At 72.5% G+C, this 24,589-nt stretch carries 21 protein-coding genes and 1 pseudogene; 6 read left to right on the top strand and 16 right to left on the bottom strand.

Annotation, left to right across the window (positions count from 1 at the left end; genetic code table 11):
* Positions 1–55: 55 nt before the first annotated feature.
* Positions 56–823, bottom strand: coding sequence for a creatininase family protein (locus C1708_RS04585; RefSeq protein ID WP_198602395.1), 768 nt, complete (start codon positions 821–823; stop codon positions 56–58).
* Between the two features lie 42 nt (positions 824–865).
* Between C1708_RS04585 and ribA the strand changes: the two genes are divergently transcribed.
* A complete protein-coding gene (gene ribA, locus C1708_RS04580; RefSeq protein ID WP_106411434.1) occupies positions 866–1,525 on the top strand; it encodes a GTP cyclohydrolase II in 660 nt (219 codons plus the stop codon).
* 36 nt (positions 1,526–1,561) lie between these two features.
* Here the strand turns inward: ribA and C1708_RS04575 are convergent, their stop codons facing one another.
* Entirely contained in the window at positions 1,562–2,788 is a 1,227-nt protein-coding gene (locus tag C1708_RS04575; RefSeq protein ID WP_106411433.1) for a serine hydrolase domain-containing protein, read from the bottom strand.
* 48 nt (positions 2,789–2,836) lie between these two features.
* Between C1708_RS04575 and C1708_RS04570 the strand changes: the two genes are divergently transcribed.
* Positions 2,837–3,286, top strand: coding sequence for a PPOX class F420-dependent oxidoreductase (locus tag C1708_RS04570; RefSeq protein ID WP_106411432.1), 450 nt, complete (start codon positions 2,837–2,839; stop codon positions 3,284–3,286).
* A gap of 97 nt (positions 3,287–3,383) precedes the next feature.
* Here the strand turns inward: C1708_RS04570 and C1708_RS04565 are convergent, their stop codons facing one another.
* The 7 genes and pseudogenes from C1708_RS04565 to C1708_RS04535 form a co-directional block, all read right to left on the bottom strand.
* Positions 3,384–5,771, bottom strand: a complete 2,388-nt coding sequence (locus C1708_RS04565; protein ID WP_106411431.1) for an ATP-binding cassette domain-containing protein — start codon at positions 5,769–5,771, stop codon at positions 3,384–3,386.
* 315 nt (positions 5,772–6,086) lie between these two features.
* Positions 6,087–6,689 (bottom strand): histidine phosphatase family protein, encoded by a 603-nt coding sequence (locus tag C1708_RS04560; RefSeq protein ID WP_106411430.1) that lies wholly within the window; start codon positions 6,687–6,689, stop codon positions 6,087–6,089.
* A 5-nt stretch (positions 6,690–6,694) separates the two neighbouring features.
* The gene (gene gnd / locus C1708_RS04555) at positions 6,695–7,579 is read right to left on the bottom strand and encodes a phosphogluconate dehydrogenase (NAD(+)-dependent, decarboxylating) (protein ID WP_106411429.1); all 885 of its coding nucleotides are present in this window, start codon (positions 7,577–7,579) and stop codon (positions 6,695–6,697) included.
* Positions 7,580–7,585: 6 nt separating this feature from the next.
* Entirely contained in the window at positions 7,586–9,223 is a 1,638-nt protein-coding gene (gene pgi, locus C1708_RS04550; RefSeq protein WP_106411428.1) for a glucose-6-phosphate isomerase, read from the bottom strand.
* Entirely contained in the window at positions 9,216–10,151 is a 936-nt protein-coding gene (gene opcA / locus C1708_RS04545) for a glucose-6-phosphate dehydrogenase assembly protein OpcA (RefSeq protein WP_106411427.1), read from the bottom strand. The genes pgi and opcA overlap by 8 nt, the downstream gene beginning before the upstream one ends.
* A complete protein-coding gene (gene zwf / locus C1708_RS04540) occupies positions 10,148–11,764 on the bottom strand; it encodes a glucose-6-phosphate dehydrogenase (protein ID WP_106411426.1) in 1,617 nt (538 codons plus the stop codon). The genes opcA and zwf overlap by 4 nt, the downstream gene beginning before the upstream one ends.
* 1,205 nt (positions 11,765–12,969) lie before the next feature.
* Positions 12,970–13,932, bottom strand: a pseudogene (locus C1708_RS04535) (glycoside hydrolase family 16 protein); the annotation flags it as partial.
* A 348-nt stretch (positions 13,933–14,280) separates the two neighbouring features.
* Here C1708_RS04535 and C1708_RS04530 point away from each other — a divergent pair.
* Positions 14,281–15,618: a 6-phospho-beta-glucosidase gene (locus C1708_RS04530; protein ID WP_106411424.1), complete on the top strand. Its 1,338-nt coding sequence runs from the start codon at positions 14,281–14,283 to the stop codon at positions 15,616–15,618.
* A 231-nt stretch (positions 15,619–15,849) separates the two neighbouring features.
* Here the strand turns inward: C1708_RS04530 and C1708_RS04525 are convergent, their stop codons facing one another.
* Positions 15,850–16,983 (bottom strand): ATP-grasp domain-containing protein, encoded by a 1,134-nt coding sequence (locus tag C1708_RS04525; RefSeq protein WP_106411423.1) that lies wholly within the window; start codon positions 16,981–16,983, stop codon positions 15,850–15,852.
* A 239-nt stretch (positions 16,984–17,222) separates the two neighbouring features.
* Here C1708_RS04525 and C1708_RS04520 point away from each other — a divergent pair, with 239 nt between their 5' ends.
* Together C1708_RS04520 and C1708_RS04515 are read left to right on the top strand one after the other, a co-directional pair.
* Positions 17,223–18,080 carry a metallophosphoesterase family protein gene (locus C1708_RS04520; protein ID WP_106411422.1) on the top strand — a complete coding sequence of 286 codons (858 nt, stop codon included), beginning with the start codon at positions 17,223–17,225 and terminating at the stop codon, positions 18,078–18,080.
* Complete coding sequence (locus tag C1708_RS04515) at positions 18,077–18,736, top strand: 4'-phosphopantetheinyl transferase family protein (protein ID WP_106411421.1); 660 nt, start codon at positions 18,077–18,079, stop codon at positions 18,734–18,736. The genes C1708_RS04520 and C1708_RS04515 overlap by 4 nt, the downstream gene beginning before the upstream one ends.
* A 97-nt stretch (positions 18,737–18,833) precedes the next feature.
* Here the strand turns inward: C1708_RS04515 and C1708_RS04510 are convergent, their stop codons facing one another.
* From C1708_RS04510 to C1708_RS04500, 3 genes are all read right to left on the bottom strand, one after another.
* Positions 18,834–19,073 carry a hypothetical protein gene (locus C1708_RS04510; protein WP_106411420.1) on the bottom strand — a complete coding sequence of 80 codons (240 nt, stop codon included), beginning with the start codon at positions 19,071–19,073 and terminating at the stop codon, positions 18,834–18,836.
* A 162-nt stretch (positions 19,074–19,235) separates the two neighbouring features.
* A complete protein-coding gene (locus C1708_RS04505; protein ID WP_106411419.1) occupies positions 19,236–19,775 on the bottom strand; it encodes a toxin-antitoxin system, toxin component in 540 nt (179 codons plus the stop codon).
* 31 nt (positions 19,776–19,806) lie between these two features.
* Positions 19,807–20,457, bottom strand: a complete 651-nt coding sequence (locus C1708_RS04500) for a helix-turn-helix domain-containing protein (protein WP_106411418.1) — start codon at positions 20,455–20,457, stop codon at positions 19,807–19,809.
* A gap of 222 nt (positions 20,458–20,679) precedes the next feature.
* Here C1708_RS04500 and C1708_RS04495 point away from each other — a divergent pair, with 222 nt between their 5' ends.
* Entirely contained in the window at positions 20,680–21,339 is a 660-nt protein-coding gene (locus tag C1708_RS04495) for an MmyB family transcriptional regulator (protein ID WP_106411417.1), read from the top strand.
* 297 nt (positions 21,340–21,636) lie between these two features.
* Here the strand turns inward: C1708_RS04495 and C1708_RS04490 are convergent, their stop codons facing one another.
* Genes C1708_RS04490 through C1708_RS04480 form a run of 3 tightly spaced genes read right to left on the bottom strand, consistent with a single transcriptional unit; the run spans position 21,637 to position 24,437 of the window.
* On the bottom strand, positions 21,637–22,551 hold the full coding sequence (locus tag C1708_RS04490; RefSeq protein ID WP_106411416.1) for an ABC transporter permease: 915 nt from the start codon (positions 22,549–22,551) through the stop codon (positions 21,637–21,639).
* Positions 22,538–23,335: an ABC transporter ATP-binding protein gene (locus C1708_RS04485; RefSeq protein WP_106411415.1), complete on the bottom strand. Its 798-nt coding sequence runs from the start codon at positions 23,333–23,335 to the stop codon at positions 22,538–22,540. The genes C1708_RS04490 and C1708_RS04485 overlap by 14 nt, the downstream gene beginning before the upstream one ends.
* A gap of 40 nt (positions 23,336–23,375) precedes the next feature.
* Complete coding sequence (locus C1708_RS04480; protein WP_106416149.1) at positions 23,376–24,437, bottom strand: aliphatic sulfonate ABC transporter substrate-binding protein; 1,062 nt, start codon at positions 24,435–24,437, stop codon at positions 23,376–23,378.
* Positions 24,438–24,589 lie beyond the last annotated feature (152 nt).

The following is a 24,589-nucleotide window of genomic DNA, read 5'->3' as shown; positions in this document are numbered from 1 at the left end:
TCGCCCCGGACACGCCGGGGCCGGACAGGCCGGGTCCGGCCGTCCGGATTCCCGCTCAGCCGTCGGAGGCCAGGAGCGAGAAATACGCGGCGAAGGAATCCGCCAGGCTCGCGAGAAGTTCCTTCCCCTTTTCCGCGGTGCCCAGCGACGGCCGGCCGATGACACCGGAATCCGTATAGGCGGACATTCCGGTGGTGAGCAGATGACGCCGGTCGTCCGAGACGTGGTCGGACGTTTCGTAACCGGGACGGAGAACCTCGGGAGAAGTGTGCAGAAGAATGGACGTCTCGATTTCACCCGCGTGCATGTCGGTCAGCAGCGATGTTTCGACTCCGGCGCGCACCCGCGCCGCCTCCCAGTCCTCGGGGGCGGGGAAGAGCGCCATCCGCTCACCGCGCGCGGAGGCCTCCTGGACGACGTTGCCCAGCACGTAGTTGCCGCCGTGCCCGTTGACCAGGACCAGGGTGTCGACGCCCGAGCGGCGCAGCGAGTCGGCGATGTCCCGCACCACCGCGTGCAGGGTCACGGAGGAGAGGGACACCGTCCCCGGCCAGGCCGCGTGCTCGTGCGAGCAGGAGACCGTCACCGGAGGCAGGAGGTGCACGGGGTGGGCGTCGGCGACCGCCCTCGCGATCGCGCAGGCGACCAGGGTGTCCGTCGCCAGCGGCAGGAAGGGACCGTGCTGTTCGTAACTCCCGACCGGAAGTACCGCGATCTGACGTGAGACGCCGGCTCCCCGCGTCCGTACATCCTCAGTAGTGTCCGCCGGCAACAGACCGTGCACCGGGCCGTATGCCGCCGATCGCTCGTGTGAACCACCCATATCCGTCACGGCCTTTCGTCTCTGCTTAGGAACTCGGGAATCATGACAGAAAAAATAGGCGTACTCGGCACGCAGTCTCAGCGGCGGACCGGTGTGGAGCGCGTCGTGAATGCGCCGCTGCCCACTGTGTACGGGGCGTTCCAGGCGGTCGGTTACCTGGACCACGACCGCGGTGACGAACAGGTGGCCCTCGTCCACGGCGACCTGGGCGCGGACCGGGTGCTCACCCGGCTGCACTCGGAGTGCCTCACCGGCGACGCCTTCGGCTCCCAGCACTGCGAGTGCGGGGACCAGCTGGCCGCGGCGCTGCGCGCGGTCGTCGCCGAAGGCGCGGGCGTCGTCGTCTACTTGCGGGGCCACGAAGGCCGTGGCATCGGGCTGCTCGCCAAGCTGCGCGCGATGGCGCTGCAGGCGGAGGGCCTGGACACCGTGGAGGCGAACCTGGCGCTCGGGCTGCCGGTCGACGCCCGTGACTACGCCGTCGCCGCCGGGATGCTCAAGGACCTGGGTGTGCGGTCGGTGCGGCTGATGTCCAACAACCCGCGCAAGCGGGAGGCGCTGGTGCGGCACGGCGTGCAGGTCGAGGAACAGGTGCCGCTGCTGATCGAGCCGTGCGAGAGCAACATCACCTACCTGCGCACCAAGCGGGAGCGGCTCGACCACCACCTGCCGCACCTGGACGCGGTGGCGCACCTGTCCTGACGCCCCGCCGGCCGGCGGACCGGCCACCGCGAGGAGTCATCCGGCGAGTGCCTCGTGCACCAGCCGTTTGAGGTCGCGGAAGACGGTGTGGGAGGACCTGGGCCGCACCTGCGTGTAGAACTGCACGGTCAGGTCGCGGCCGGGGTCGACCCAGAAGGTGGTGGTGGCCACCCCGCTCCAGCCGTAGGCGCCGGGACCGGACGGTTCCCGGGTGCGCGACGGGTCGACGACCACGGAGACGCCGAGGCCGAACCCGACGCCCTCGTTGCCGGGGTCGTCGTGCGGGGGGACGCCCGCGGTGCGCAGATCGGCGCCGCCCGGGAGGTGGTTGCGGGTCATCAGCCGGACCGTCTCCGGGCGGAGCAGCCGCGTGCCGTCGAGTTCGCCGTTGCGGCGCAGCAGTTCCATGAAGCGGTGCATGTCGTGGGCGGAGGCCACCATGCCGCCGCTGCCGGACAGGAAGCGGGGGCGGCCCCGCAGCGGCAGTCCGGCGATCGGCTCGATGCCGCCCGCGTCCGTCTCGCCGTACAGCTCCGCGAGCCGGTCCGCCTGCGCGTCGCTCACCTCGAACCCGGCGTCCGTCATGCCGAGCGGCCGGAAGACACGCTCGGTCAGATACGTGTCGAGGGGGCGCCCGGAGACGACCTCGACGATCCGGCCGAGCACGTTCGTGGCGACGGAGTAGTTCCACCGCGTGCCCGGGTCGAACAGCAACGGCAGGCCGGCGTACACGTCCGTCGTCCCGGCGAGGTCCGTGCCCGGTGCCACCGACGACTCCAGCCCGGCCGCGCGGTACAGCGCGTCGACCGGATGGGCGTGGTAGAAGGCGAACGTCAGTCCGGCGGTGTGCGTCATCAGGTGCCGCACCAGCAGCGGGCCGGACGCCGGACGCGTCCGCACCTCCTCGCCCGAGCCGTCCACGTACACGCGCGGCTCCGCGAACGCCGGGAGGTGCCGGCCCACCTCGTCGTCCAGGGACAGCAGCCCGTCCTCCACCAGCATCAGCGCGCCCACGGTGGTGACCGGCTTGGTCATGGAGTAGATCCGCCACAGGGTGTCGCTCTCCACCGGCAGTCCGGCCGCCACGTCCCGCGCCCCGTACGCCGTCAGATGCGCCACGCGCCCCGCACGGGCGACGGCCACCAGGAACCCGGGCATCTCCCCGTCGTCGACCCGGCGGGCCAGTTCCCGGTCCAGCCGTCCCAGCGCGTCCGCGTCCAGCCCGGCCTCGCCGGGGTCGGCCTCCTGCCGCAGTACCGCCATCGCACACCTCCGGGGAACGCCGGCCCGGTGCGGGCCGTTGATCGAAGCATGACCCAGGACGCAGAACAGAACGCACTGCTCGCCCTGCTCTCCGAGGGGCACGACGGAGTGCTCGTCACGCTGAAACGCGACGGACGGCCCCAGCTGTCCAACGTCATGCACGCCTACTACCCCGACGAGCGGATCATCCGCGTCTCCCTCACCGAGGACCGGGCGAAGACCCGCAACCTGCGGCGCGACCCCCGGGCGTCCTACCACGTCACCACCCCGGACCGCTGGGCCTACACGGTGGCCGAGGGCACCGCCGAGCTGTCGCCGGTCGCCGGGCAGCCGTACGACGAGACGGTGGAGGAGCTGATCCGGCTGTACCGGGACGTCAACGGCGAGCACGAGGACTGGGAGGGGTACCGGGCGGCGATGGTCCGCGACCGCCGGCTGGTGCTGCGGCTGCGCGTCGAACGGGCGTACGGCATCCCGCGCCGCGGCGCCGGGACGTAGGCGCCGGGGCCCGGGGGGATGTCCGGCACATGCCCGCGGTGGCGCGCGCACGTGCCGGACATCCCCGAGCCGAGCAGGCCCCGGCGCGCCCGGTCGCTCAGGCGCCGACGTACTGCGCGAGGTGCTCGCCGGTCAGCGTGGAGCGGGCGGCGACCAGCTCGGCCGGGGTGCCCTCGAAGACGACCCGTCCGCCGTCGTGGCCGGCGCCGGGGCCCAGGTCGATGATCCAGTCGGCGTGCGCCATGACGGCCTGGTGGTGCTCGATGACGATCACCGACTTGCCGGAGTCGACCAGCCGGTCGAGCAGCCGGAGGAGCTGCTCGATGTCGGCGAGGTGCAGACCGGTGGTCGGCTCGTCGAGCACGTACACCCCGCCCTTCTCGCCCATGTGCGTGGCGAGCTTGAGGCGCTGGCGTTCTCCGCCGGAGAGGGTGGTGAGCGGCTGGCCGAGGGTGAGGTAGCCGAGCCCGACGTCCGCCATCCGCTGCACGATCCTGTGGGCGGCCGGCAGCCGCGCCTCGCCCTCGCGGAAGAACTCCTCCGCGTCGGTCACCGACATCCCGAGCACCTCGCTGATGTCGCGGCCGCCGAAGCGGTACTCCAGCACCGACGCGTCGAACCGCTTGCCGCCACAGTCCTCGCAGGTGGTGGAGACGCCGGCCATCATGCCCAGGTCGGTGAAGACGACCCCGGCGCCGTTGCAGGTGGGGCAGGCGCCCTCGGAGTTGGCGCTGAACAGCGCGGGCTTCACGCCGTTGGCCTTGGCGAACGCCTTGCGGATCGGCTCGAGGAGTCCGGTGTAGGTGGCGGGGTTGCTGCGCCGGGAGCCGCGGATCGGGGTCTGGTCGACCGCGATCACGCCCTGGCCGGACGGGATCGAGCGGTGCACCAGGGAGCTCTTGCCGGAGCCGGCCACGCCGGTGACGACGGTGAGCACGCCGAGCGGGATGTCGACGTCGACGTTCCGCAGGTTGTTCGCCGAGGCGCCGCGGATCTCCAGGGCGCCGGCGGGCTCGCGGACGGTGTCCTTGAGAGAGGCGCGGTCGTCGAGGTGGCGGCCGGTGATCGTGCCGCTGGCCCGCAGCCCCTCGACGGTGCCCTCGAAACAGACCGTGCCGCCCCCGGTGCCGGCGCCGGGACCCAGGTCGACGACGTGGTCGGCGATCGCGATGGCCTCCGGCTTGTGCTCGACCACGAGCACCGTGTTGCCCTTGTCGCGCAGCCGCAGCAGCAGGTCGTTCATCCGCTGGATGTCGTGCGGGTGCAGCCCGATGGTGGGCTCGTCGAAGACGTACGTGACGTCGGTGAGCGACGAGCCGAGGTGCCGGATCATCTTGACCCGCTGCGCCTCACCGCCGGACAGGGTGCCCGACGGCCGGTCCAGCGAGAGATAGCCCAGGCCGATCTCCACGAACGAGTCGAGGGTGTGCTGCAGCGCGGTGAGCAGCGGCGCCACGGACGGCTCGTCGAGGCCGCGCACCCACTCGGCCAGGTCCCTGATCTCCATGGCGCAGGCGTCGGCGATGCTGATGCCCTCGATCTTCGAGGAGCGGGCGCCCTCGGTGAGCCGGGTGCCGTCGCACTCGGGGCAGTCGGTGAAGGTGACCGCCCGGTCCACGAAGGCCCGGATGTGCGGCTGCATCGCCTCACGGTCCTTGCTGAGCATCGACTTCTGCAGCTTGGGGATCAGCCCCTCGTAGGTGAGGTTGACCCCGCCGATCTTCACCTTGGTGGGCTCGCGGTACAGGAAGTCGTGGAGTTCCTTCTTGGTGTACTTCCGGATCGGCTTGTCCGGGTCGAAGAAGCCCGACTCGGCGATGACCCGCACCACCCAGCCGCCGCCGGTGTAGGTGGGGATGGTGAAGGGGTCCTCGCTCAGCGACTTGGAGTCGTCGTAGAGCTGGGTGAGGTCGATGTCGGTGACGGTGCCGCGGCCCTCGCAGCGGGTGCACATGCCGCCGGTCCGGGAGAACGTCACCTTCTCCGTCTTGGTCTTCTCGGCGCCGCGGTCGACGGTGAAGCCGCCGCTCGCCGACACCGAGGCCACGTTGAAGGAGAACGCCCCGGGCGGGCCGAAGTAGGGCTTGCCGAGCCGGCTGAAGAGGATGCGCAGCATCGCGTTGGCGTCGGTGGCGGTGCCGACCGTGGAGCGCGGGTCGGAGCCCATCCGCTGCTGGTCGACGGTGATCGCCGTGGTGAGGCCCTCGAGCACGTCGACCTCGGGACGGGCCAGCGTGGGCATGAACCCCTGCACGAAGGCGCTGTACGTCTCGTTGATCATCCGCTGCGACTCGGCGGCGATGGTGTCGAAGACCAGCGAGCTCTTGCCCGAGCCGGACACGCCGGTGAACACGGTCAGGCGGCGCTTGGGCAGCTCGACGCTGACGTCCTTGAGGTTGTTCTCGCGCGCCCCGTACACGCGGATCAGGTCGTGGCTGTCGGCGACGTGACCGCCCGGCCGCTGCGGGCCCGTGCTCGTGACCATGGTCGTGGTTCTCCATCCGTCGGGCGGGGCCGTCGTCGCGGTCCCCGCCGGCGTTCCCCGGCTCGTCCCGGCCGGCGGCGAGGTGCGTCCGGCCGGCCCGTGGCGGCGCGTTCACGGCCGTGGTCCACAGCCGGCCCGGCGGGTCCCCCCGCCCCGGGCGCCGCGCGCCACCGACAGCCTAGGCGGACGGCCCCCGCCGGTGCTTCTCGATTCCTGATCGGTCGCTGACGCGCCGTCGGCACGCCCCGGAGACGGCGACGGCGCGTCCCGCCGGCCGGAAGGGACCGGCGGGACGCGCCGTGACGGTCGGAGCGGTCAGCCCTGCGCGGGCACGGGCGGCCGGGTGTTCCACTCCGCGATCACCGGGGAGCCGTGCTCCAGGGACAGACGGCTCAGGGTGCCCGTCTCCAGGCGGAACAGGCGGCCGTCGGACGGGGGGAGGCCCAGGCGGCGGGCGGTGAGGACCCGCAGCAGATGACCGTGGCCGACCAGCATCACGTCCCCCCGCTCCAGGGCCCCGGCGACCCGGTCCAGCACCCGGTCGGCGCGGGCGCCGACCTGCTCCGGGGACTCGCCGGGGAACCGCTCGCCGGGCGGCACCCCGTCGGTCCACAGATCCCAGTCCGGCCGGGTGGCGCGGATGTCCGCGGTGGTCACGCCCTCGTACGCGCCGTAGTCCCACTCGCGCAGGTCCGGCTCCGGCTCGGCGCCGGCCAGGCCCGCCAGCTCGGCGGTGCGGCGGGCGCGGGCCAGCGGGCTGGCGAGGACCAGGGTGAAGGCACGGTCCGCCAGCAGCGGGGCCAGGGACCGGGCCTGGGCCTCACCGGCGGGCGTCAGCGGCAGGTCGGTGCCGCCGGTGTGGCGGCCCGCCCTGCTCCACTCCGTCTCGCCGTGCCGCGCCAGCAGCAGATCCCCCATGGGCCTTACGCCTTCTTCGCGGACTCGACGGCGTGGCCGCCGAACTGTTTGCGCAGCGCGGCGATCATCTTCATCTGCGGCGAGTCCTCCTGCCGGGAGGCGAACCGGGCGAACAGGGACGCGGTGATCGCGGGCAGCGGCACGGCGTTGTCGATGGCCGCCTCCACCGTCCAGCGGCCCTCGCCCGAGTCCTCGGCGTAGCCGCGCAGGCGGTGGAGATGCTCATCCTCGTCGAGGGCGCCGACGGCCAGGTCGAGCAGCCAGGAGCGGATGACGGTGCCGTCCTGCCAGGAGCGGAACACCTCACGGACGTTGTCCACCGAGTCGACCTTCTCCAGCAGCTCCCAGCCCTCGGCGTAGGCCTGCATCATGGCGTACTCGATGCCGTTGTGGACCATCTTCGCGAAGTGCCCGGCGCCGACCTTGCCCGCGTGGACGTACCCGTACGGGCCGTCCGGCTTGAGGGCGCGGAAGATCGGCTGGAGCCGCTCCACGTGCTCCTCGTCGCCGCCGACCATCAGGGCGTAGCCGTGCTCCAGGCCCCACACGCCGCCGGAGACGCCCGCGTCGACGAAGCCGATGCCCCGGGCGCCCAGCTCCTTGGCGTGCTTCTCGTCGTCCGTCCAGCGGGAGTTGCCGCCGTCCACGACGGTGTCCCCGGGCTTGAGCAGGCTGCCGAGCTGGTCGATGACGTTCTGGGTGGCGGCGCCGGCCGGGACCATCACCCACACCGCGCGCGGCCCTTCGAGCTGGCCGACCAGGTCGGACAGGTGCGGCACGTCGGACACTTCGGGGTTGGTGTCGAAGCCGATGACGGTGTGGCCGGCGTTGCGGAGGCGCTGGCGCATGTTGCCGCCCATTTTGCCGAGACCAACAAGACCGATCTGCATGTCAGTTCACTTCCTGCGTTCGCGGTAGGCGGCCACCAGCGCGGCCGTGGACGGGTCGAGGCCGGGGACGTCGGCGCCCTCGGTGAGCGCGGGCTCCACGCGCTTGGCGAGCACCTTGCCGAGTTCGACGCCCCACTGGTCGAAGGAGTCGATGTTCCAGATGGCGCCCTGCACGAACACCTTGTGCTCGTAGAGGGCGACCAGCTGGCCCAGCACCGAGGGGGTCAGCGCGGTGGCCAGGATCGTGGTGGTGGGGTGGTCGCCCCGGAAGGTGCGGTGCGGCACCTGCTCCTCGGGCACGCCCTCGGCGCGCACCTCCTCGGCGGTCTTGCCGAACGCGAGCGCCTGTCCCTGCGCGAGCAGGTTGGCCATCAGCAGGTCGTGCTGCGCCTTCAGCCGGTCGCTCAGCTCCGCGACGGGGCGGACGAAGCCGATCAGGTCGGCGGGGATCAGCTTGGTGCCCTGGTGGATCAACTGGTAGTAGGCGTGCTGCCCGTTGGTGCCCGGCGTGCCCCACACGACCGGACCGGTCTGCCAGGTCACGGGGCGGCCCTGGCGGTCCACCGACTTGCCGTTGGACTCCATGTCGAGCTGCTGGAGGTAGGCGGTGAACTTCGACAGGTAGTGCGAGTACGGCAGCACCGCGTGCGACTGCGCGTCGTGGAAGTTGTTGTACCAGACCCCCAGCAGACCGAGCAGCAGCGGTGCGTTGGCCTCCGGCGGGGCGGTGCGGAAGTGCTCGTCGACGATCCGGAAGCCGTCCAGCATCTCCCGGAACCGGTCCGGACCGATCGCGATCATCAACGACAGCCCGATCGCCGAGTCGTACGAGTACCGCCCGCCGACCCAGTCCCAGAACTCGAACATGTTCGCCGTGTCGATCCCGAACCCGGCGACCTTCTCCGCGTTCGTCGACAGGGCGACGAAGTGCCGCGCCACCGCCTTCTCGTCCCCGAGTCCGTCGAGCAGCCAGGCGCGGGCGGACGTGGCGTTGGTGACCGTCTCGATCGTGGTGAACGTCTTCGACGCCACGATGAACAGCGTCTCCGCCGGATCCAGGTCCCGGATCGCCTCGTGGAGGTCGGCGCCGTCGACGTTGGAGACGAAACGGAACGTCAGGTCCCGCGCGGTGTGGGCACGCAGCGCCTCGTAGGCCATCGCCGGGCCCAGGTCCGAGCCGCCGATGCCGATGTTGACGACGTTGCGGATGCGCCGGCCCGTGTGGCCGGTCCACTCCCCGGAGCGGACCCGGTCCGCGAAGTCGGCCATCCGGTCCAGCACCGCGTGCACGGCCGGGACGACGTTCTCCCCGTCGACCTCGATCACCGCGTCCCGCGGCGCCCGCAGCGCGGTGTGCAGCACCGCACGGTCCTCGGTGGTGTTGATCCGCTCCCCGCGGAACATCGCGTCCCGCAGCCCGAACACGTCCGTGGCCGCGGCCAGTTCACGCAACAGCCGCAGCGTCTCGTCGGTGACCAGGTGCTTGGAGTAGTCGATGCGGAGGTCGCCGACGTGCACGACGTACCGCTGCGCGCGGGAGGGGTCGGCGTCGAACAGTTCGCGCAGGCCCGGGACGCCCTGCGCGCGGTGCTGTTCCAGGGCGGCCCACTCGGGGCGGCGGGTCGGTTCGGGGACGTCAGACATGGGCGGGGATCTCCTCGGTGGCCTCGCCGCGCAGGGCGACGGCGTACATCTCGTCCGCGTCGAGGCGCCTGAGCTCCTCGGCGATGAGTTCGGAGGTGGAGCGGACCTTCAGGGCCAGCCGGCGCGCGGGCTGGCCGGGCAGGGTGAGCGTGGCCAGGGGGCCCTCGGGGCGGTCGATGACGATCTCGCCGTCCTCGGTGCCCAGCCGGACCGCCGTGACCGCGGGGCCCGCGGTCACCACCCGCTCGACGGGGACCCGCAGCCGGGCCTCCAGCCAGCGCGCCAGCAGCTCCGCGGCCGGGTTCCCCGCCTCCGCCTCGACGGCCGCGGAGGTGACGGGGTCCCGGGCCTGGTCGAGGGCGGCGGCCAGCATGGAGCGCCACAGGGTCAGCCGGGTCCAGGCGAGGTCGGTGTCGCCGGGCGCGTAGGTGCGCTGCCGGGCGCGCAGGGTCTCCATCGGGTTCTCGACCGTGTACAGGTCGGTGATCCGGCGCTGGCCCAGCGCGCCGAGCGGGTCGCGGGAGGGGTTCTCAGGCGCGTCGGCCGGCCACCACACCACCACCGGGGCGTCCGGCAGCAGCAGCGGCAGCACCACCGAGTCGGCGTGCTCGGACACCTCGCCGTAGGTGCGCAGCACCACCGTCTCACCGGTGCCGGACTCCGAGCCCACCCGTACCTCGGCGTCGAGCCGGGACCGGGTGCGTTCGCGCGGGTTGCGGGTGTGCCGCTTGATGACGACCAGGGTGCGCGCGGGGTGCTCGTGCGAGGCCTCCTCGGCCGCCTTGATCGAGTCGTAGGCGTTCTCCTCGTCCGTGACGATCACCATCGTCAGGACCATGCCCACGGCCGGGGTGCCGATGGCCCGGCGGCCCTGCACCAGCGCCTTGTTGATCTTGCTTGCCGTGGTGTCGGTCAGGTCGATCTTCATGGCCTGCGCCAGCTCCGTCCGTCTCGTGCGAGCATCTCGTCGGCCTCCGCGGGTCCCCAGCTGCCCGATGTGTACTGCGCGGGCCTGCCGTGCGACGCCCAGTACTCCTCGATCGGGTCGAGGATCCTCCAGGACTCCTCCACTTCCTGGTGGCGGGGGAACAGGTTGGCGTCGCCCAGGAGGACGTCCAGGATGAGCCGTTCGTAGGCCTCCGGGCTGGACTCGGTGAACGACTCGCCGTAGGCGAAGTCCATCGTCACGTCCCGCAGCTCCATGGAGGTCCCGGGCACCTTGGAGCCGAACCGCACCGTCATGCCCTCGTCCGGCTGGACGCGGATCACGATGGCGTTCTGGCCGAGCTCCTCGGTGGCCGTGGTGTCGAAGGGGGAGTGCGGCGCCCGCTGGAGGACCACCGCGATCTCGGTGACCCGGCGGCCCAGCCGCTTGCCGGTGCGCAGGTAGAAGGGGACGCCCGCCCAGCGGCGGTTGTCCACCCCGAGTTTGATCGCCGCGTAGGTGTCGGTGGTGGAGGACGGGTCGATGCCCTCCTCCTCGAGGTAGCCGCGCACCTTCGCGCCGCCCTGCCAGGCGGCCGCGTACTGCCCGCGCACCGTGTGCAGGCCCAGGTCCTCGGGCAGCCGCACGGCCCGGAACACCTTCAGCTTCTCGGTCAGCAGCGACGCCGCGTCGAAGGAGGCGGGTTCCTCCATGGCGGTGAGGGCCATGAGCTGGAGGAGGTGATTCTGGATGACGTCGCGGGCGGCGCCGATGCCGTCGTAGTAGCCGGCCCGGCCGCCGATGCCGATGTCCTCGGCCATGGTGATCTGCACGTGGTCCACGAAGGACCGGTTCCAGATCGGTTCGAACATCTGGTTGGCGAAGCGCAGCGCCAGGATGTTCTGGACGGTCTCCTTGCCCAGGTAGTGGTCGATGCGGAAGACCTGCTCCGGGTCGAACACCTCGTGCACGATCGCGTTGAGCTCCTGCGCGGACGTCAGGTCGTGCCCGAACGGTTTCTCGATCACCGCGCGCCGCCAGGATCCTTCGGGCGCGTCGGCCAGACCGTGCTTCTTGAGCTGCTGCACCACCTTGGGGAAGAACTTCGGCGGCACGGAGAGGTAGAAGGCGTAGTTGCCGCTGGTGCCCCGGGAGGTGTCCAGTTCGTCGACCGCCTCGCGTAGCTGGTCGAAGGCGTGGTCGTCGTCGAAGTCGCCGGGCACGAACCGCATGCCCTCCGACAACTGCTGCCAGACCTCCTCGCGGAACGGGGTCCGCGCGTGCTCCTTGACCGCGTCGTGCACCACCTGCGCGAAGTCCTGGTCCTCCCAGTCGCGGCGGGCGAAGCCCACGAGGGAGAAGCCCGGCGGCAGCAGCCCCCGGTTGGCGAGGTCGTACACGGCCGGCATCAGCTTCCTGCGGGACAGGTCGCCGGTCACCCCGAAGATGACCAGACCGGACGGGCCCGCGATCCGGGGCAGCCGGCGGTCCCGGGGGTCGCGCAGCGGGTTGGGCCAGCCGGGCGGGGGCGCGGTGAGGGCGGTGACGGCGTCCGCCCGCTCGTCCCGTGCCGCCTCGGGGGCGTCCACCGCCGGTTCGGTGGTCTCGTCGGTCATTCCGCGTCAACTCCCTCGCTGTCGGACGCCGTCGCCGCCGCCTGGCGCGGCCACGACCCGGCGTCCACGAACCTCGCCCTGTCCGGGTTCCCGGCTGCCGCGCCACCACGTCGTACGTGCTCCCGGCCGCCGCGGAGCGGTCCTCCCTCTACAGGGTGTCCTCGTCCGCGGGGTCCTTCACCCCGGTGCACCCCCGTGGCGGCGGCTGTGCGCCTGCTCCGGACCCTCCGGGCGGATCGAACACTCTGTCGCACATGGTGCGGACCACTCTGATCTCCTTCTCTCCCGCGCTCGCGTCAACCGCGCCCGGCGTCCGTCGATTCCGGGCGGCCGGTCGTGCAGGTCACCCGTGCGGGTGCTCGTTCTCGCGGTGCCCTCGATCCGGGCGAAAGGAACTCCGCAGCGCGTTCACAAGTAAAAGTCTGACTTATCCGCACGAAGATTCCGGTGTGCCCGCCCGCGGTGAAAGGGGGCGCTGGGCGCCCCCGTCCGGCGGCCCCCGACGGATGTGCGACGGCCGGGGGAGGCATGACGGGCGGATTCCCCCAGGAGGGTGACGACGGCACCCGGACGGCGGGCGGGGCGACGGCGGCGGAATGAGACCCTTCCCTTCCTGGTCGAGCGTCGAGCGGAGCGTCTGCGGGGCCGGCAGGTCCACCGCTCCTCCCGGGACGCCGGGTACCGCGGAACCGTCCTGGCCATGCAGCCCGGCTTCCTGCCCCGCGCCACCGCCGGGGCCGCTGACCCCTGCCGCTACGACCGGCCGCCGCTGATGCGGCCCGGCTCGCCGCACTCCGCGCCGCGTCGGGACCGGCCGCGCCGTGAGTGCGAGGACGCCGTCACCCTGCCGCTGAGCCCGCACACGGCCGTGCTGCGCCCCCCGCCGGTCCAGCGGACCCCGGCAGCCGACCACGGCGTCAGCGCGTACGCCGACGCCCCCGGTTGTTCCCGGCCGCCTTGGCCCGGGTGGTGCGCGCCGCCACCGGGGGGACGTCCACGGCGTTCATCGACGCGCGGAGGGTGCTGGAGGCTCCCGAGCGGCTCCTCGCGCACGGCAGCGCACGGACACCGCCCCGGCCCCGTTCCGCGCGGCGCCGCTGAGCGTGCGGGGTGAACGCCGACGAGGGCTCCGCGCGGGGCGCGCGGAGCCCTCGTCGGCGGCCGGGAGGGCCGGGTGCGGGGGGGGGCGTGGGGCCGGCGGGCTAGGAGGCGGTCAGCACCTGGACGTAGTCCACGAGCATCGAGTGGCCGGGCTCGGTGCCCGCGTCGGGGCCGCCGCCGAACGCGTCGGGGAAACCGCCGCCCATCGCCACGTTGAGGATGACGAAGAAGCCGTGGTCCGTGGCGTTCGACCAGGTCGCCGCGTCGACCTGGTCCTCCCGGACGGTGTGGAAGGTGTCGTCGTCGAGGGAGAAGCGGATCTCCTCCACGTCCGACGAGCGGTCCCACTCCATCCGGTAGGTGTGGAAACCGGCCTGACAGGTCGTGCCCTGGCAGGTGGTCTCACCGCCGATGCCGCTGGTCTCGTTGCACGGGCCGCCCGGCGAGGTGCCGCAGTGCATCGTGGCGAACACCGTGTTCATGCCCTGGGTGTTCTCCATGATGTCCAGCTCGCCGACGGCGGGCCAGTTCCAGTAGTCGCCCCGGTAGGGGGCGCCGAGCATCCAGAACGCGGGCCAGTAGCCCTTGGCGGCGTCACCGGTGACGTTCGGCACCTGGATGCGGGCCTCGACCCTCAGCTTGCCCCCGGCCGGGGGCTGGAAGTCGTCGCGGGCGGTCTCGATGCGGCCCGACGTCCAGTTGCCGGCGCCGTCGCGCCGAGGGGTGATGCGCAGGTTGCCGTTGCCGTCGAGCGAGACGTTGTCCGGGCTGGACGTCATCGTCTCGATCTCGCCGGTGCCCCAGTTGGCGGGGCCGCCGGGGTAACCGGTGCCGGTGGCGTACTGCCAGTCGCCGGTGTCGACTCCGCTGCCCTCGGGGCCGTCGAAGTCGTCGGCGAAGACCTGGGTCCACCCCGACGGCGGGGGCGGCACGGAGGCGCTGGCGGAGGGACTGGTGAGGGTGAGGGCGCCGGCCCCGAGTGCCAGGGCGCCCGCGAGGGCGACGAGCGTGCGCCTGAGCCGCCGCCGTGCGTGGGGGGACCGGGGGGTGCCGGAGGTGACGTTCATGTGGGGGATGACCTCTCGGTGCCGATGGTTGTGGGGGTGTCTGCCCGGAGCGTCCGGAACTGCTCGTGAGAGCGCTCTCACGATCACGCCAATGTGCTCCGGGGTCTCTCCGGCGTCAAGAGGTGTGACCGTGAAAGTGCTTGCCGGGCAGGGGAGTTCACCTCTCGAATGGGCGCGAACAGGGGAAACCGGGCCGGGGCGGGCGGAGACCCGTGGTTCCCGGGGCCGGCCCCGCGCGCCAGGCGGGGGAAGGCGCGACTCCCGCGGAGCCCCGGACCGCCGGGCGCGAGGGGCGGGCGGAGCGCGAGTAGGGTCGGGGGCGGGCCGTGGCTGCGGGAAGGTGTGGATGTGAGGCTGACGATTCTGGGCGGCGGTGGGTTCCGGGTGCCGCTGGTGTACGGGGCGCTGCTCACGGACCGTGCCGAGGGGCGGGTGACCCGGGTCGTGCTGCACGACGTGGACGCCGGGCGGCTGCGGGCGATCTCCAGGGTGCTGGCCGAGCAGGCCGCCGGGGTGCCCGACGCGCCCGAGGTGACCGCCACCACGGACCTCGACGAGGCACTGCGCGGTGCGGACTTCGTCTTCTCCGCGATCCGCGTCGGCGGCCTGGAGGGCAGGGCGAACGACGAGCGGGTGGCGCTCGCCGAGGGCGTGCTCGGCCAGGAGACCGTCGGCGCCGGAGGCATCGCCTACGGTCTGCGCACCGTCCCCGTCGCCGTCGACATCGCCCGCCGGGTGGCCCGCCTCGCCCCCGACGCCTGGGTCATCAACTTCACCAACCCGGCGGGCCTGGTCACCGAGGCCATGTCCGCCCACCTCGGTGACCGCGTGATCGGCATCTGCGATTCACCGGTCGGTCTCGGCCGCCGCATCGCCCGGGTGCTCGGCGCACGTCCGCAGGAAGCCTGGATCGACTACGTCGGCCTCAACCACCTCGGCTGGGTGCGCGGCCTGCGCGTGGCGGGCCAGGACCGACTGCCGCGCCTGCTCGGCGACGCCGCGCTGCTCGGCTCGTTCGAGGAGGGCCGGCTCTTCGGCGCGGACTGGCTGCGCTCGCTGGGCGCGATCCCCAACGAGTACCTGCACTACTACTACTTCAACCGCGAGGCCGTGCACGCCTACCAGCAGGCGCACAGGACCCGCGGCGCCTTCCTGCGCGACCAGCAGGAGGGCTTCTACGCCGGGACGGCCGACCCGGACGTCTCCGCCCTGGAGTTGTGGGACCGCACCCGCGCCGAGCGGGAGGCCACCTACATGAGCGAGAACCGGGAGGCGGCCGGCGCGGGCGAACGCGAGGCGGACGACCTGTCCGGCGGCTACGAGAAGGTGGCGCTCGCGCTGATGCGGGCGATCGCCCGGGACGAACGCACCACCCTGATCCTCAACGTCCGCAACCGCGGCACCCTTTCACCGCTGGACGACGACGCCGTGATCGAAGTGCCCTGCCTGGTGGACGCCAACGGGGCCCACCCCGTCGCCGTCGACCCGCTGCCCGGTCACGCCGTCGGTCTCGTCTGCGCCGTGAAGGCCGTGGAACGCGAGGTGCTGGCCGCCGCCCGGTCGGGATCCCGCACCACCGCCGTCAAGGCCTTCGCCCTGCACCCGCTGGTGGACTCGGTGAGCGTGGCCCGCCGCCTGGTCGACGCCTACACGGCCGTCCACCCCGGACTGGCCTACCTCGGCTGACAAGAGGCAAGCCGGCCTCGGGCCGGCCGGTCGCCCCCCGTGACAGCGGCCGACCGACCCGAGCTCCCCCCGGTCCCCCGTGCTCCCCCCGGCGGCTTCCCCAGTCGCCGTTCACCATCAAGAGCCCGCACCCCGGGGCCTGATACACCCTGGCGGGAATTTTCTTCGAGGAATTCCCGGAAGGACGCCGGCCGCCGGCCGTCACCGGCCGCTGCGGCGGCGAACCGGCCGCTAGTGCAGTGCTCCCGACGCCGTCCGCGGCTCGACGGGCGTCGCCGGCGCCGGCAGCGCGTCCAGCGGGCCGGTGGCCGCGGGTGAGCCGGTCCGCTGCCGCGGCACGGTCACCGGGAGCAGCGGGCGCGGACCGGACACCACCGTGTAGTCCTGGCCCAGGAACGGCGGGGTGATCTCGCCCGGGTCGTCGCCGAGCGCCAGCCGCACCGCGGCCCAGGGCGCGTTCACCCCGCACAGCGAGAGCTGGTGCAGCCCGCCCGCGGGCCGGGTGTTGACGTCCATCAGCACCGGGCGGTCGCCGAGCATCCGGAACTGGATGTTGGACAGGTGGTGCAGACCGAAGCCCTCGGCGATCCGCCGGGCCGGCTCCAGCCACTGCTCGTGCAACGTGAAACCGCGCCTCCGGCCGTGCTTGGTGCGCCCGACGGCCAGCCGGACGCGGTTGTCCGTGCCGGTCAGGCAGTCCACGGACACCTCGGGCTGCTCCAGGCGCGGCATCACCAGCCAGTCGACCGGCTCGTCGGCCCGCCGCAGGGCCTCCAGCACCAGGCCGAGGGGAACCCGCGGGCCGGGAAAGCCGCTCAGCTGGGACAGCGAGAAGGACTCGCGGGTGATCACCCGGAAGCCGACCCCGCCCGCGCCGGACGCGGGCTTGAAGCACGCCCGGTGCCCGAGCCGCTCCAACTCCTCGACAGCCGCGAGGAGTTCGTCGGCGTCACGGACCCGCCACCACGGCGGCACCGGCACACCGATCGACTCGACCGCCTGGTAGGCGACCACCTTGTCCTCGAACACCGCCACCGCCTCGGGCGGCGGCGCCAGCAGCGCGGTCCCGGCCGCCTCGAACTCGGCGCGGTGCGCGACGATCGCCGCCTGGTGCAGCCGGGGCACGAACACGTCGATCCCGCGCCGCGCGCACTGGGTGAGCGCGTACTCGACGTACGCCGCCGGGGACAGGTCCTCCGGCTCCAGCTCGGCGGTGTCGGCCGCGGCGAGCACGGGGGAGTCGGGGTCGCCGTGAGTGGCGTGGATCTCGACGGCCCGGTCGCTGGGATTTCGCCGCAGCTGATCCATGAAGAACACGTTCTCCGCGTACGTGCGGTTGAGCCAGACGCGTACGCGAGAGACCATGCAGGCCGCCTTTCAACGGTGTGCGGGCAGGGCTCAGCGGCCCGTGCCCGGGCATGACGTAGGGAGTTGTCACCGAACCGCCGTACGGGAAACACGTGTCCATGGCGGTGGTGTCGGGCAGATCATACGACCAAGAAGAGTCGCCCTGATACCACGTCCGGGTGGTGGTCCGCGGTTGTTCCGGCGGGACGGATGTGATCTCGTGGTGAGGTCCGGCGGCTGCTGAAGGGGCGACGAGGATGGTGACGGGTGGAGACGGCCCTCAGCTGTGGGCCATCAGCGATCTGCACATCGGCTATGCCGAGAACCGCGACCTGGTCGAGGGCATGCGGCCCGAGTCGGACGAGGACTGGCTGCTGGTGGCCGGTGACGTCGCGGAGACGGTGGAGGACGTCCGCTGGGCCCTCAAGACCTTGGCCGGCCGCTTCGCCCGCGTCGTCTGGACGCCCGGCAACCACGAACTGTGGACCCACCCGAGGGACGCCGTCACCCTGCGCGGCGTCGCCCGCTACGAGCATCTGGTCGAGCAGTGCCGTGACCTCGGCGTGCTCACCCCCGAGGACCCGTACCCGGTCTGGGAGGGCCCCGGCGGCCCGGTGGCCGTCGCACCCCTCTTCCTCCTCTACGACTACTCGTTCCTCCCCCCCGGCTGCACCACCAAGGAGGAGGGCCTTGAATACGCGTACGGCACCGGGGTGGTCTGCACCGACGAGCGCCTGCTGCACCCCGATCCGTACCCGACCCGGGAGGACTGGTGCCGGGCCCGCGTCGCCGAGACCGAACGGCGGCTCGCGGAACTCCCCGAGGACCTGCCCCTCATCCCCGTCACGCACTGGCCGCTGCACCGCCATCCGACCGAGGTGCTGTGGTACCCGGAGTTCGCCATGTGGTGCGGCACCGTGCTGACCGACGGCTGGCACCGCAGGTACCCCGTCCACGCCTCGGTCTACGGTCATCTGCACATTCCCCGGACGACCTGGCAGGACGGCGTCCGCTTCGAGGAGGTTTCGGTGGGCTATCCGCGTGAGTGGCGCAAACGGCGGGAACCGCCGGGGCGGCTGCGTCGCATGCTGCCCGTGGAGGGGCCGGCCCGGTGATCGAGGACCTGCTCCCGCCGACAGTGGCCGCCGTCGAGGCCTACGGCGACGAGGGCGTGGACGCCCCGCTGTTCCCCGAGGAGGAGGCCGTCCTCACCCGCGCGGTCCTGAAGCGCCGCCGCGACTTCACCGCCGTACGCTCCTGCGCCCGGCGCGCCATGGAAAAGCTCGGCGTACCCGCGCAGCCCGTCGTCCCCGGCGAGCGCGGCGCCCCCGTCTGGCCCGCCGGAGTGACCGGCAGCATGACCCACTGCGAGGGCTACCGCGCCGCCGCACTGGTCCGCGCCGACGACCTGGCGTCCGTCGGCATCGACGCCGAGACGCACGGCCCGCTCCCCGAGGGCGTGCTGTCCACCGTCTCCCTGCCGCAGGAGACGGAGCGGATCAGCCGCCTGCACGCGGAACGCCCGGACATCCACTGGGACCGCCTGCTGTTCAGCGCCAAGGAGTCCGTCTACAAGGCGTGGTTCCCGCTCACCCGGAAGTGGCTGGACTTCTCGGAGGCGGACATCACGATCCACCTCGACGGCACCTTCCACGCGGCTCTCCTGGTCCCCGGCCCCGTCGTCTCAGGCCGCCGCCTCGACCACTTCACCGGCCGCTGGGCCGCCGGGGCCAGCTTGCTCACCACGGCGGTGACCGTCCCGCACGGCTGATGACGGCTCCCACTGCCCTGCGGCCGCCGGGGCCGCCGGGTCCCCGGGGCCGCCCCGGACGCGACGCGCGAAGAAGCGTGCCGCGCCCAGGAGACGGCTACCCCTCGGAACGCCAACCCCTGACCATCCGGAAGAACGACTCCTCGTTCCCCGCCAGTCCCGCCCGCTCCAACGCCGTCTCCGCCTCCGCGAGAACGGAAGGCGGGACGACCGGCAGCACGTCCGGCCCCGGCGGGCCGCACCGGTCGTCGCCGAAGACGGCCCGCACGGTGTGCAGCAGTCTGAGATAGGCCTGGACGGCGGTGCGCTCGCGGTCGGTCAGTACGGCGGTGGGCATCGCTCGGCTCTCCCCGTGTCGTGGTCGTGGGTCCCCACGCCCCCGCACGAACGGGGGCGTATCACCAGCTTGCCGCCCACCACTGACAATCGGCCCGGACCACCGCCCCGTCCGCACGCCGGACACCCCGCGACCCGCCCTGAGAGCTGCGGCTCGGCGGCCTCAGCTCTGCGGTCCCAGATACCCCAGCGACGCCCCGATCCGCCCCGCCAGATGATCCCGTTGCACCGGCCCGCGCAGCGACGAGCCGGCGAGGTACGTCCGGCACTTGCTGGCCAGCAGCAGCCCGAACGTCTCGGCCTCCTTCTCCTCCGCGAGGTCGAACCGGGTGCGCGCGGCGACCCGCAGCACGGTCGCCCGCAGGACGTCGTCGTCGAGGGAGGCACCCCACAAACGGGTCGTGACCTCCGCGCCCGCCACGTGGTGGCCGCGGTGACCGGCCTTCATGTGCCACAGCTCGTGGCCCAGGATCACCAACTGGTGGTCCGGCGCCGTGCGTTCCTCGACCACGACGAGGTCCTGGTCCGCCATGTCCAGCCACAGCCCGCTCGCCGTGCCCGGCGGAAAGGCCGCCGCGCGGAACAGCACCGGCCGTCCCCGGCGCCGGCTCATCGCCTCGCACAGGGCGGCGTAGAGATCGGCGGGCCGCGCCGGGACGGGAAGCGTCAGCTCCGTGACCAACTCTCCGCACAGGCGGCGCATTTCCCTACCGATGCCCACAGTTCTCCCCGGGTCACGACTTGGGCCGCTGGACGCTCTCCAGGAGCATGTCCAGCCACTCCGCGACCTTGTCGCGGTGCTGGTCGGTGGGCAGCTGCGCGGCCCGCCAGGCGATGCCCCGCACCCCGTGGTCCTGCAGCAGCCGCTCCAGCGGGTCCTCGGCCGCCGTGACCGACTCCCGCTCCGCGAGCTTCTGCAGCAGCTCCTGCTCGGTGTGCTGGAGGGCGCTCGCCAGCGCCTCCGGGTCCTCGGCGGTGAGAAAACCGGCGTGCACCCGGAAGAACCGCTGGAGGGCGTCGCAGTGCTCCATGGTGGGCCGCCGGTCACCGTTGATCAGCGCGCCGGCCTGCTGCCGGGACATGCCCGCCCCGTCGGCGATCTCCTGCTGCGTGTACTTGCGCCCGTTCGGCTTCAGCCGCGTACGGCGCAGCAGGTCCAGCCGCTGCAGGAAGCGCGCCTGCACGTCGGGCTCGCCCGCGGGCCGCCCGCTCAGCAGCGCCTTCACCACGGGCTCCGGGACTCCGGACGCCACGGACAGCCGGCCCACGTCGAAGACCTCGCTGTGCGCCACGCCGAGCCGGTCGGCGAGTGCGGTGACGCGGGCGACGACGGAGAGCAGCGCGTTCGTCGGCGCGGCGCCCGGACCCTCGAAGCCACCCGTCACCGAAAGATCTCCTACGTCTCTCACAGGCTTCTCACAACGATTGCCGTGAACCTCACGGAGACTAGCCGGTGGAGCGAACTCCCATCCAGGTCTCGCCACAACTGTGGCCAATTTCAGCCGTCAACCGTGGCGGAATGCCACGATAGTTGACATGTCACGCCTCCGGGCAGCAGGATCGGCACGCCGCGTCAGGGCCGCACAGGCAAGAGGGGTGACCTCCCGATGGCATATCAGGCAGGAGGGCGGCGGCCGGCACCGCGGCCCGGCCCCGGGACTCCCGAGGCCCAGGCATATCTGCAGGACTACGCCGTCCTGCTGGACGCCGTGCCCTTCCCGTCGCTGGTCGTGGACCACCGATGGGACGTACTGCTCACCAACGGTGCTTTCCGGGCACTTTTCCAGGGCGTGGAGCCGCATCCGACGGCCCACCCCGACGCCAGCTTCCTCCGCTTCGTGCTGTTCCACCCGGACGCCGCCACGGTGCTCGGCGACCACGAGGCGAGCTGGTGTCTGCCCATGCTGGCGGACTTCGCCGCGACCGTCGAGCGGCACGCCCACGACCCCGTGCTGCACGCCGTACGGCGGGACATCGCCCAGGACCCCATCATGGACGCCGCCTACCGGCACGGTCTGCCGCACTGGCTGCGCGCGGTGGGTGAGCGGGCCGCCGAACACGACGGCTCCGTACGGCCGTTGCTGCATCCGGATCCGCGCTGGGGCGCCACGGAGTGCCGTCTGTTGGTGGAGACCACGTCCGTCCTCGAGGAGATGGAGTGCCGCCGGGTGACGTTCGTCCCGCGGGAGGCGCCCCGGGCCGCCGGCCGGGACCGCGGCGCCCGCCGCGCCGCCTCCCACCTGCGCGTGGTCCCCACCGGCGACTGAACCCCGGCACGGCCGCCCGCCCACGCCCTGCACGGCGGCCGTGCGACGTGACAGCACCGGGGTGAGCGAGTCGCCGGCCTGCGGTGTCGTGGTGACGGGCGCCGGGACGGCGGACGCCGCCCGCGCCCTGCACGGGGCTCGCGCCGGCCTCGACGTCACCGTCGTCGACCGGCGACACGGTGACCGCCCCGGGCGACGGCCGCCCGCTCCGTCCGCGGCTGCGCGGCACCGGCCGGCCGGCCGGTTCAGCGAGGCGGAGGTGCACCGGTCCCGAGCCGGCGTGCCGTGCGGGCGGGGTCAGCGGCCGGCCAGCAGCCCCCGCCCGCGCAGCACGCGCCGCTCCAGCGGGCTGAAGAGCAGCAGGTCGACGGCGATGCCGACGCACAGGATCAGCAGGATGGCCAGGAACACCTGCGGCATGCTGCTGTTGTTGCGGCCGTTCTCCAGCAACTGGCCCAGCCCGACGCCGAGATCGGGCGAGGAGGCGATGATCTCGGCGGCCATCAGCGAGCGCCAGGAGAAGGCCCAGCCCTGCTTGAGGCCGGCCACGTAGCCGGGGAGCGCGGCGGGCATCACGACGTACCGGGCCTCGCGCATCCCCGTCGCGCCCAGGGTGCGCCCCGCGCGCAGGAACAACGGCGGGATCTGGTCGATGCCCGCCACCAGGCCGTTGGCGATGGACGGGACGGCGCCGAGCAGGATCACCGCGAACATCATCGAGTCGTTCAGACCCAGCCAGATCACGGCGGGCGGCACCCAGGCGACCGAGGGCAGCGACTGCAGACCCGACAGGACCGGGCCGATGGCCGCCCGGACGAAGGTCACCCGCGCCACCAGCAGCCCGAGCGGGGTGCCGATGGCGAGCGCCAGCAGGAAGCCGAGCAGGCCGCGCGAGACGGACGTCCAGATGTAGTCGAGCAGCGTGCCCCGCAGCCAGGCCGCGCGCACCTCGCCCCACACGTCGGAGGGGGAGGCGAGCTTGTACGGGGGAGCGACCTCCGCCCACACCAGGACCTGCCACACCACCAGCACCAGGGCGACGGCGGTGACCGGCGGCAGCACCTTGCGCAGCAGGGTCTCGCGCAGCGGGGTGCGGACCGACCGCGCCGAGTCCAGCGCGTCGAGACCGGCCTCCAGGCCCGCGAGATCGTCCGGGTCCTGGGGCGCGGCGGTGTCCTTCGTGACGCCGGCGGCTTTCTCAGTGCTGGCCATGACGGCGGATCTCCCCACGCAGTTCTTCGGTGATCCCGGCGGACAGCTCCGCGACGGCGGCGTCCTCGAGGCGGCGCGGATGCGGCAGATCCACCGTCCACTGCCGGGCGATGCGGCCCGGCCGGGACGACAGCAGGACGACGCGCTGGGCGAGCCGCACCGCCTCGCGCACGTTGTGGGTGACGAACAGCACCGACAGTCCCGTCTCCCGCCAGATCCGGGTCAGTTCGTCGTGCAGCACGTCCCGGGTGATGGCGTCGAGCGCGGCGAACGGCTCGTCCATCAGCAGCAGCCGGCTGTCCTGGGCCAGCGCGCGGGCCAGCGCCACGCGCTGGCGCATGCCGCCGGACAGCTCGTGCACCCGCTTGCCGTGGGCGTCCCTCAGCCGCACCAGCTCCAGCAGCCGCTCCGCCTCCCGGCGGCGCTCCGGCTTGCCCACCCCGCGCAGTCTCAGGGCGAGTTCGATGTTCCTGCCCGCGGTCAGCCACGGGAACAGGGCGTGCTCCTGGAACATCAGGGCGGGGCGGCCGTCCGTGCCGATCGTGCCGGCGGACGGCCGGTCCAGTCCGGCGATCAGGTTGAGCAGGGTGGACTTGCCGCAGCCCGAGGCGCCCAGGAGGGTGACGAACTCGCCGGGTGCGACATCGAGGGTGATGTCGTCCAGCACGAGCTGCCGTCCGCCCGGGGCGCCCGGAGCGGGAAAGGACTTCGAGACGTGCTCGACCCGTGCGGCGTACACCGCCGCCGTGGTGTCCTCGGCCGTCCCGGCCGTCGTGGTGGCCATGGTCGTCACCTCCTGGGGTGTCGTCGGGGCGCGGGCGTCGTCAGCGGACGCCGAGCCCGGCGTCGTCGACCTCGGGCCTGCCCTCGGCCTTGAGGACCTTGTTCAGCGGCTTCAGGTCGTAGATGCCCTTCAGATCGGGCTTCTCCAGCAGGCCGGCCGACACCGCGTGCGCCGCCTGGGCGTCGAGGGTGGAGGCCAGCGGGTCGTCGAGGAAGGTGATGGACTCCCACGCCGGGTTCAGGACCTCGGCCGGCAGGGCCTTGCCGGACAGCTTCTCCAGCGCCTTGTTCGCGGAGGCCTTGGCCTGGTCCGGGTTGGCGTTGATCCACGCGTTGGTCCTCACCGAGCCGCGCAGCACGGCCTCGACGACGTCCGGGTGCTCCTCGAGGAAGTTCTGCGACACGATGATGTTGGTGATCACGAACTTCTTGTCCGGCCAGATGTCGGACTCGTCGAGCAGCACCTTCGCGCCCTCCGCGACCAGCTTGGACGCGGTGGGCTCGGGCACCCAGGCGCCGTCGACGGAGCCGGACCTGTAGGCGTCCGGGGTGATCTTGTTGTCCGTGCGCACCACGGACACGTCGCCCTTGCCGCTCTGGGCGTCGACCTTCCAGCCCTTCTCGGCGATCCAGTGCAGGAAGGCCACGTCCTGGGTGTTGCCGAGCTGCGGGGTGGCGATCTTCTTGCCCTTGAGGTCGTCCAGGGTCTTGATCGTGTCCGGGTCGACCACGAGCTTCACGCCGCCGGACGCCGAACCGCTGATGATGCGCAGGTTCTCGCCGCCCGACCGGGTGTAGCCGTTGATGGACGGCGAGGGGCCGATCCAGCCGATGTCGATGGACCCGGCGTTCAGCGCCTCGATCTCGGACGGCCCGGCGTTGAACGTCGACGCCTTGATCCTGGTGCCGCCCAGCTCCTTCTGGAGCAGGCCCTCCTGGACGCCTACCAGGGCGGTGGCGTGCGTGAGGTTCGGGAAGTAGCCGATTCTCACCTCGGGGGCGGAGAGCTTCTCCGCGTCCGGGGCGGCCTCCGCCCGAGGGGCGTCGTCCTCGGCGTCGGAACCGTAGCCGCAGGCGGTGAGCAGGAGGGGGAGGGCCGCCATGGCGGCGACGGTGCGCAGGATGGCGAGCGGGCGTGCGGCAGACACGGAGGTGTCCTCTCGGGAAAGGGCGTTCGGGGCGAAGCCGGCGTACGGGCGTGGCTCAGGGGCGTGTGCTCGCGCGGCCGTCGGGCCCGCCTCGCGGAACGGGAGGG

It is taken from the genome of Streptomyces sp. DH-12 (assembly GCF_002899455.1).
Taxonomy (GTDB): Bacteria; Actinomycetota; Actinomycetes; order Streptomycetales; family Streptomycetaceae; genus Streptomyces.
Note: the sequence above shows the minus strand (reverse complement) of the source record. Positions and strands in the feature narration are given on the sequence as shown.

Coding starts and splice junctions, on each gene's coding strand:
- C1708_RS04585 (WP_198602395.1), bottom strand. CDS start 823: ATGGGTGGTTCACACGAGCGATCGGCGGCATACGGCCCGGTGCACGGT.
- ribA (WP_106411434.1), top strand. CDS start 866: ATGACAGAAAAAATAGGCGTACTCGGCACGCAGTCTCAGCGGCGGACC.
- C1708_RS04575 (WP_106411433.1), bottom strand. CDS start 2,788: ATGGCGGTACTGCGGCAGGAGGCCGACCCCGGCGAGGCCGGGCTGGAC.
- C1708_RS04570 (WP_106411432.1), top strand. CDS start 2,837: ATGACCCAGGACGCAGAACAGAACGCACTGCTCGCCCTGCTCTCCGAG.
- C1708_RS04565 (WP_106411431.1), bottom strand. CDS start 5,771: ATGGTCACGAGCACGGGCCCGCAGCGGCCGGGCGGTCACGTCGCCGAC.
- C1708_RS04560 (WP_106411430.1), bottom strand. CDS start 6,689: ATGGGGGATCTGCTGCTGGCGCGGCACGGCGAGACGGAGTGGAGCAGG.
- gnd (WP_106411429.1), bottom strand. CDS start 7,579: ATGCAGATCGGTCTTGTTGGTCTCGGCAAAATGGGCGGCAACATGCGC.
- pgi (WP_106411428.1), bottom strand. CDS start 9,223: ATGTCTGACGTCCCCGAACCGACCCGCCGCCCCGAGTGGGCCGCCCTG.
- opcA (WP_106411427.1), bottom strand. CDS start 10,151: ATGAAGATCGACCTGACCGACACCACGGCAAGCAAGATCAACAAGGCG.
- zwf (WP_106411426.1), bottom strand. CDS start 11,764: ATGACCGACGAGACCACCGAACCGGCGGTGGACGCCCCCGAGGCGGCA.
- C1708_RS04525 (WP_106411423.1), bottom strand. CDS start 16,983: ATGGTCTCTCGCGTACGCGTCTGGCTCAACCGCACGTACGCGGAGAAC.
- C1708_RS04520 (WP_106411422.1), top strand. CDS start 17,223: ATGGTGACGGGTGGAGACGGCCCTCAGCTGTGGGCCATCAGCGATCTG.
- C1708_RS04510 (WP_106411420.1), bottom strand. CDS start 19,073: ATGCCCACCGCCGTACTGACCGACCGCGAGCGCACCGCCGTCCAGGCC.
- C1708_RS04505 (WP_106411419.1), bottom strand. CDS start 19,775: ATGCGCCGCCTGTGCGGAGAGTTGGTCACGGAGCTGACGCTTCCCGTC.
- C1708_RS04495 (WP_106411417.1), top strand. CDS start 20,680: ATGGCATATCAGGCAGGAGGGCGGCGGCCGGCACCGCGGCCCGGCCCC.
- C1708_RS04490 (WP_106411416.1), bottom strand. CDS start 22,551: ATGGCCAGCACTGAGAAAGCCGCCGGCGTCACGAAGGACACCGCCGCG.
- C1708_RS04485 (WP_106411415.1), bottom strand. CDS start 23,335: ATGGCCACCACGACGGCCGGGACGGCCGAGGACACCACGGCGGCGGTG.
- C1708_RS04480 (WP_106416149.1), bottom strand. CDS start 24,437: ATGGCGGCCCTCCCCCTCCTGCTCACCGCCTGCGGCTACGGTTCCGAC.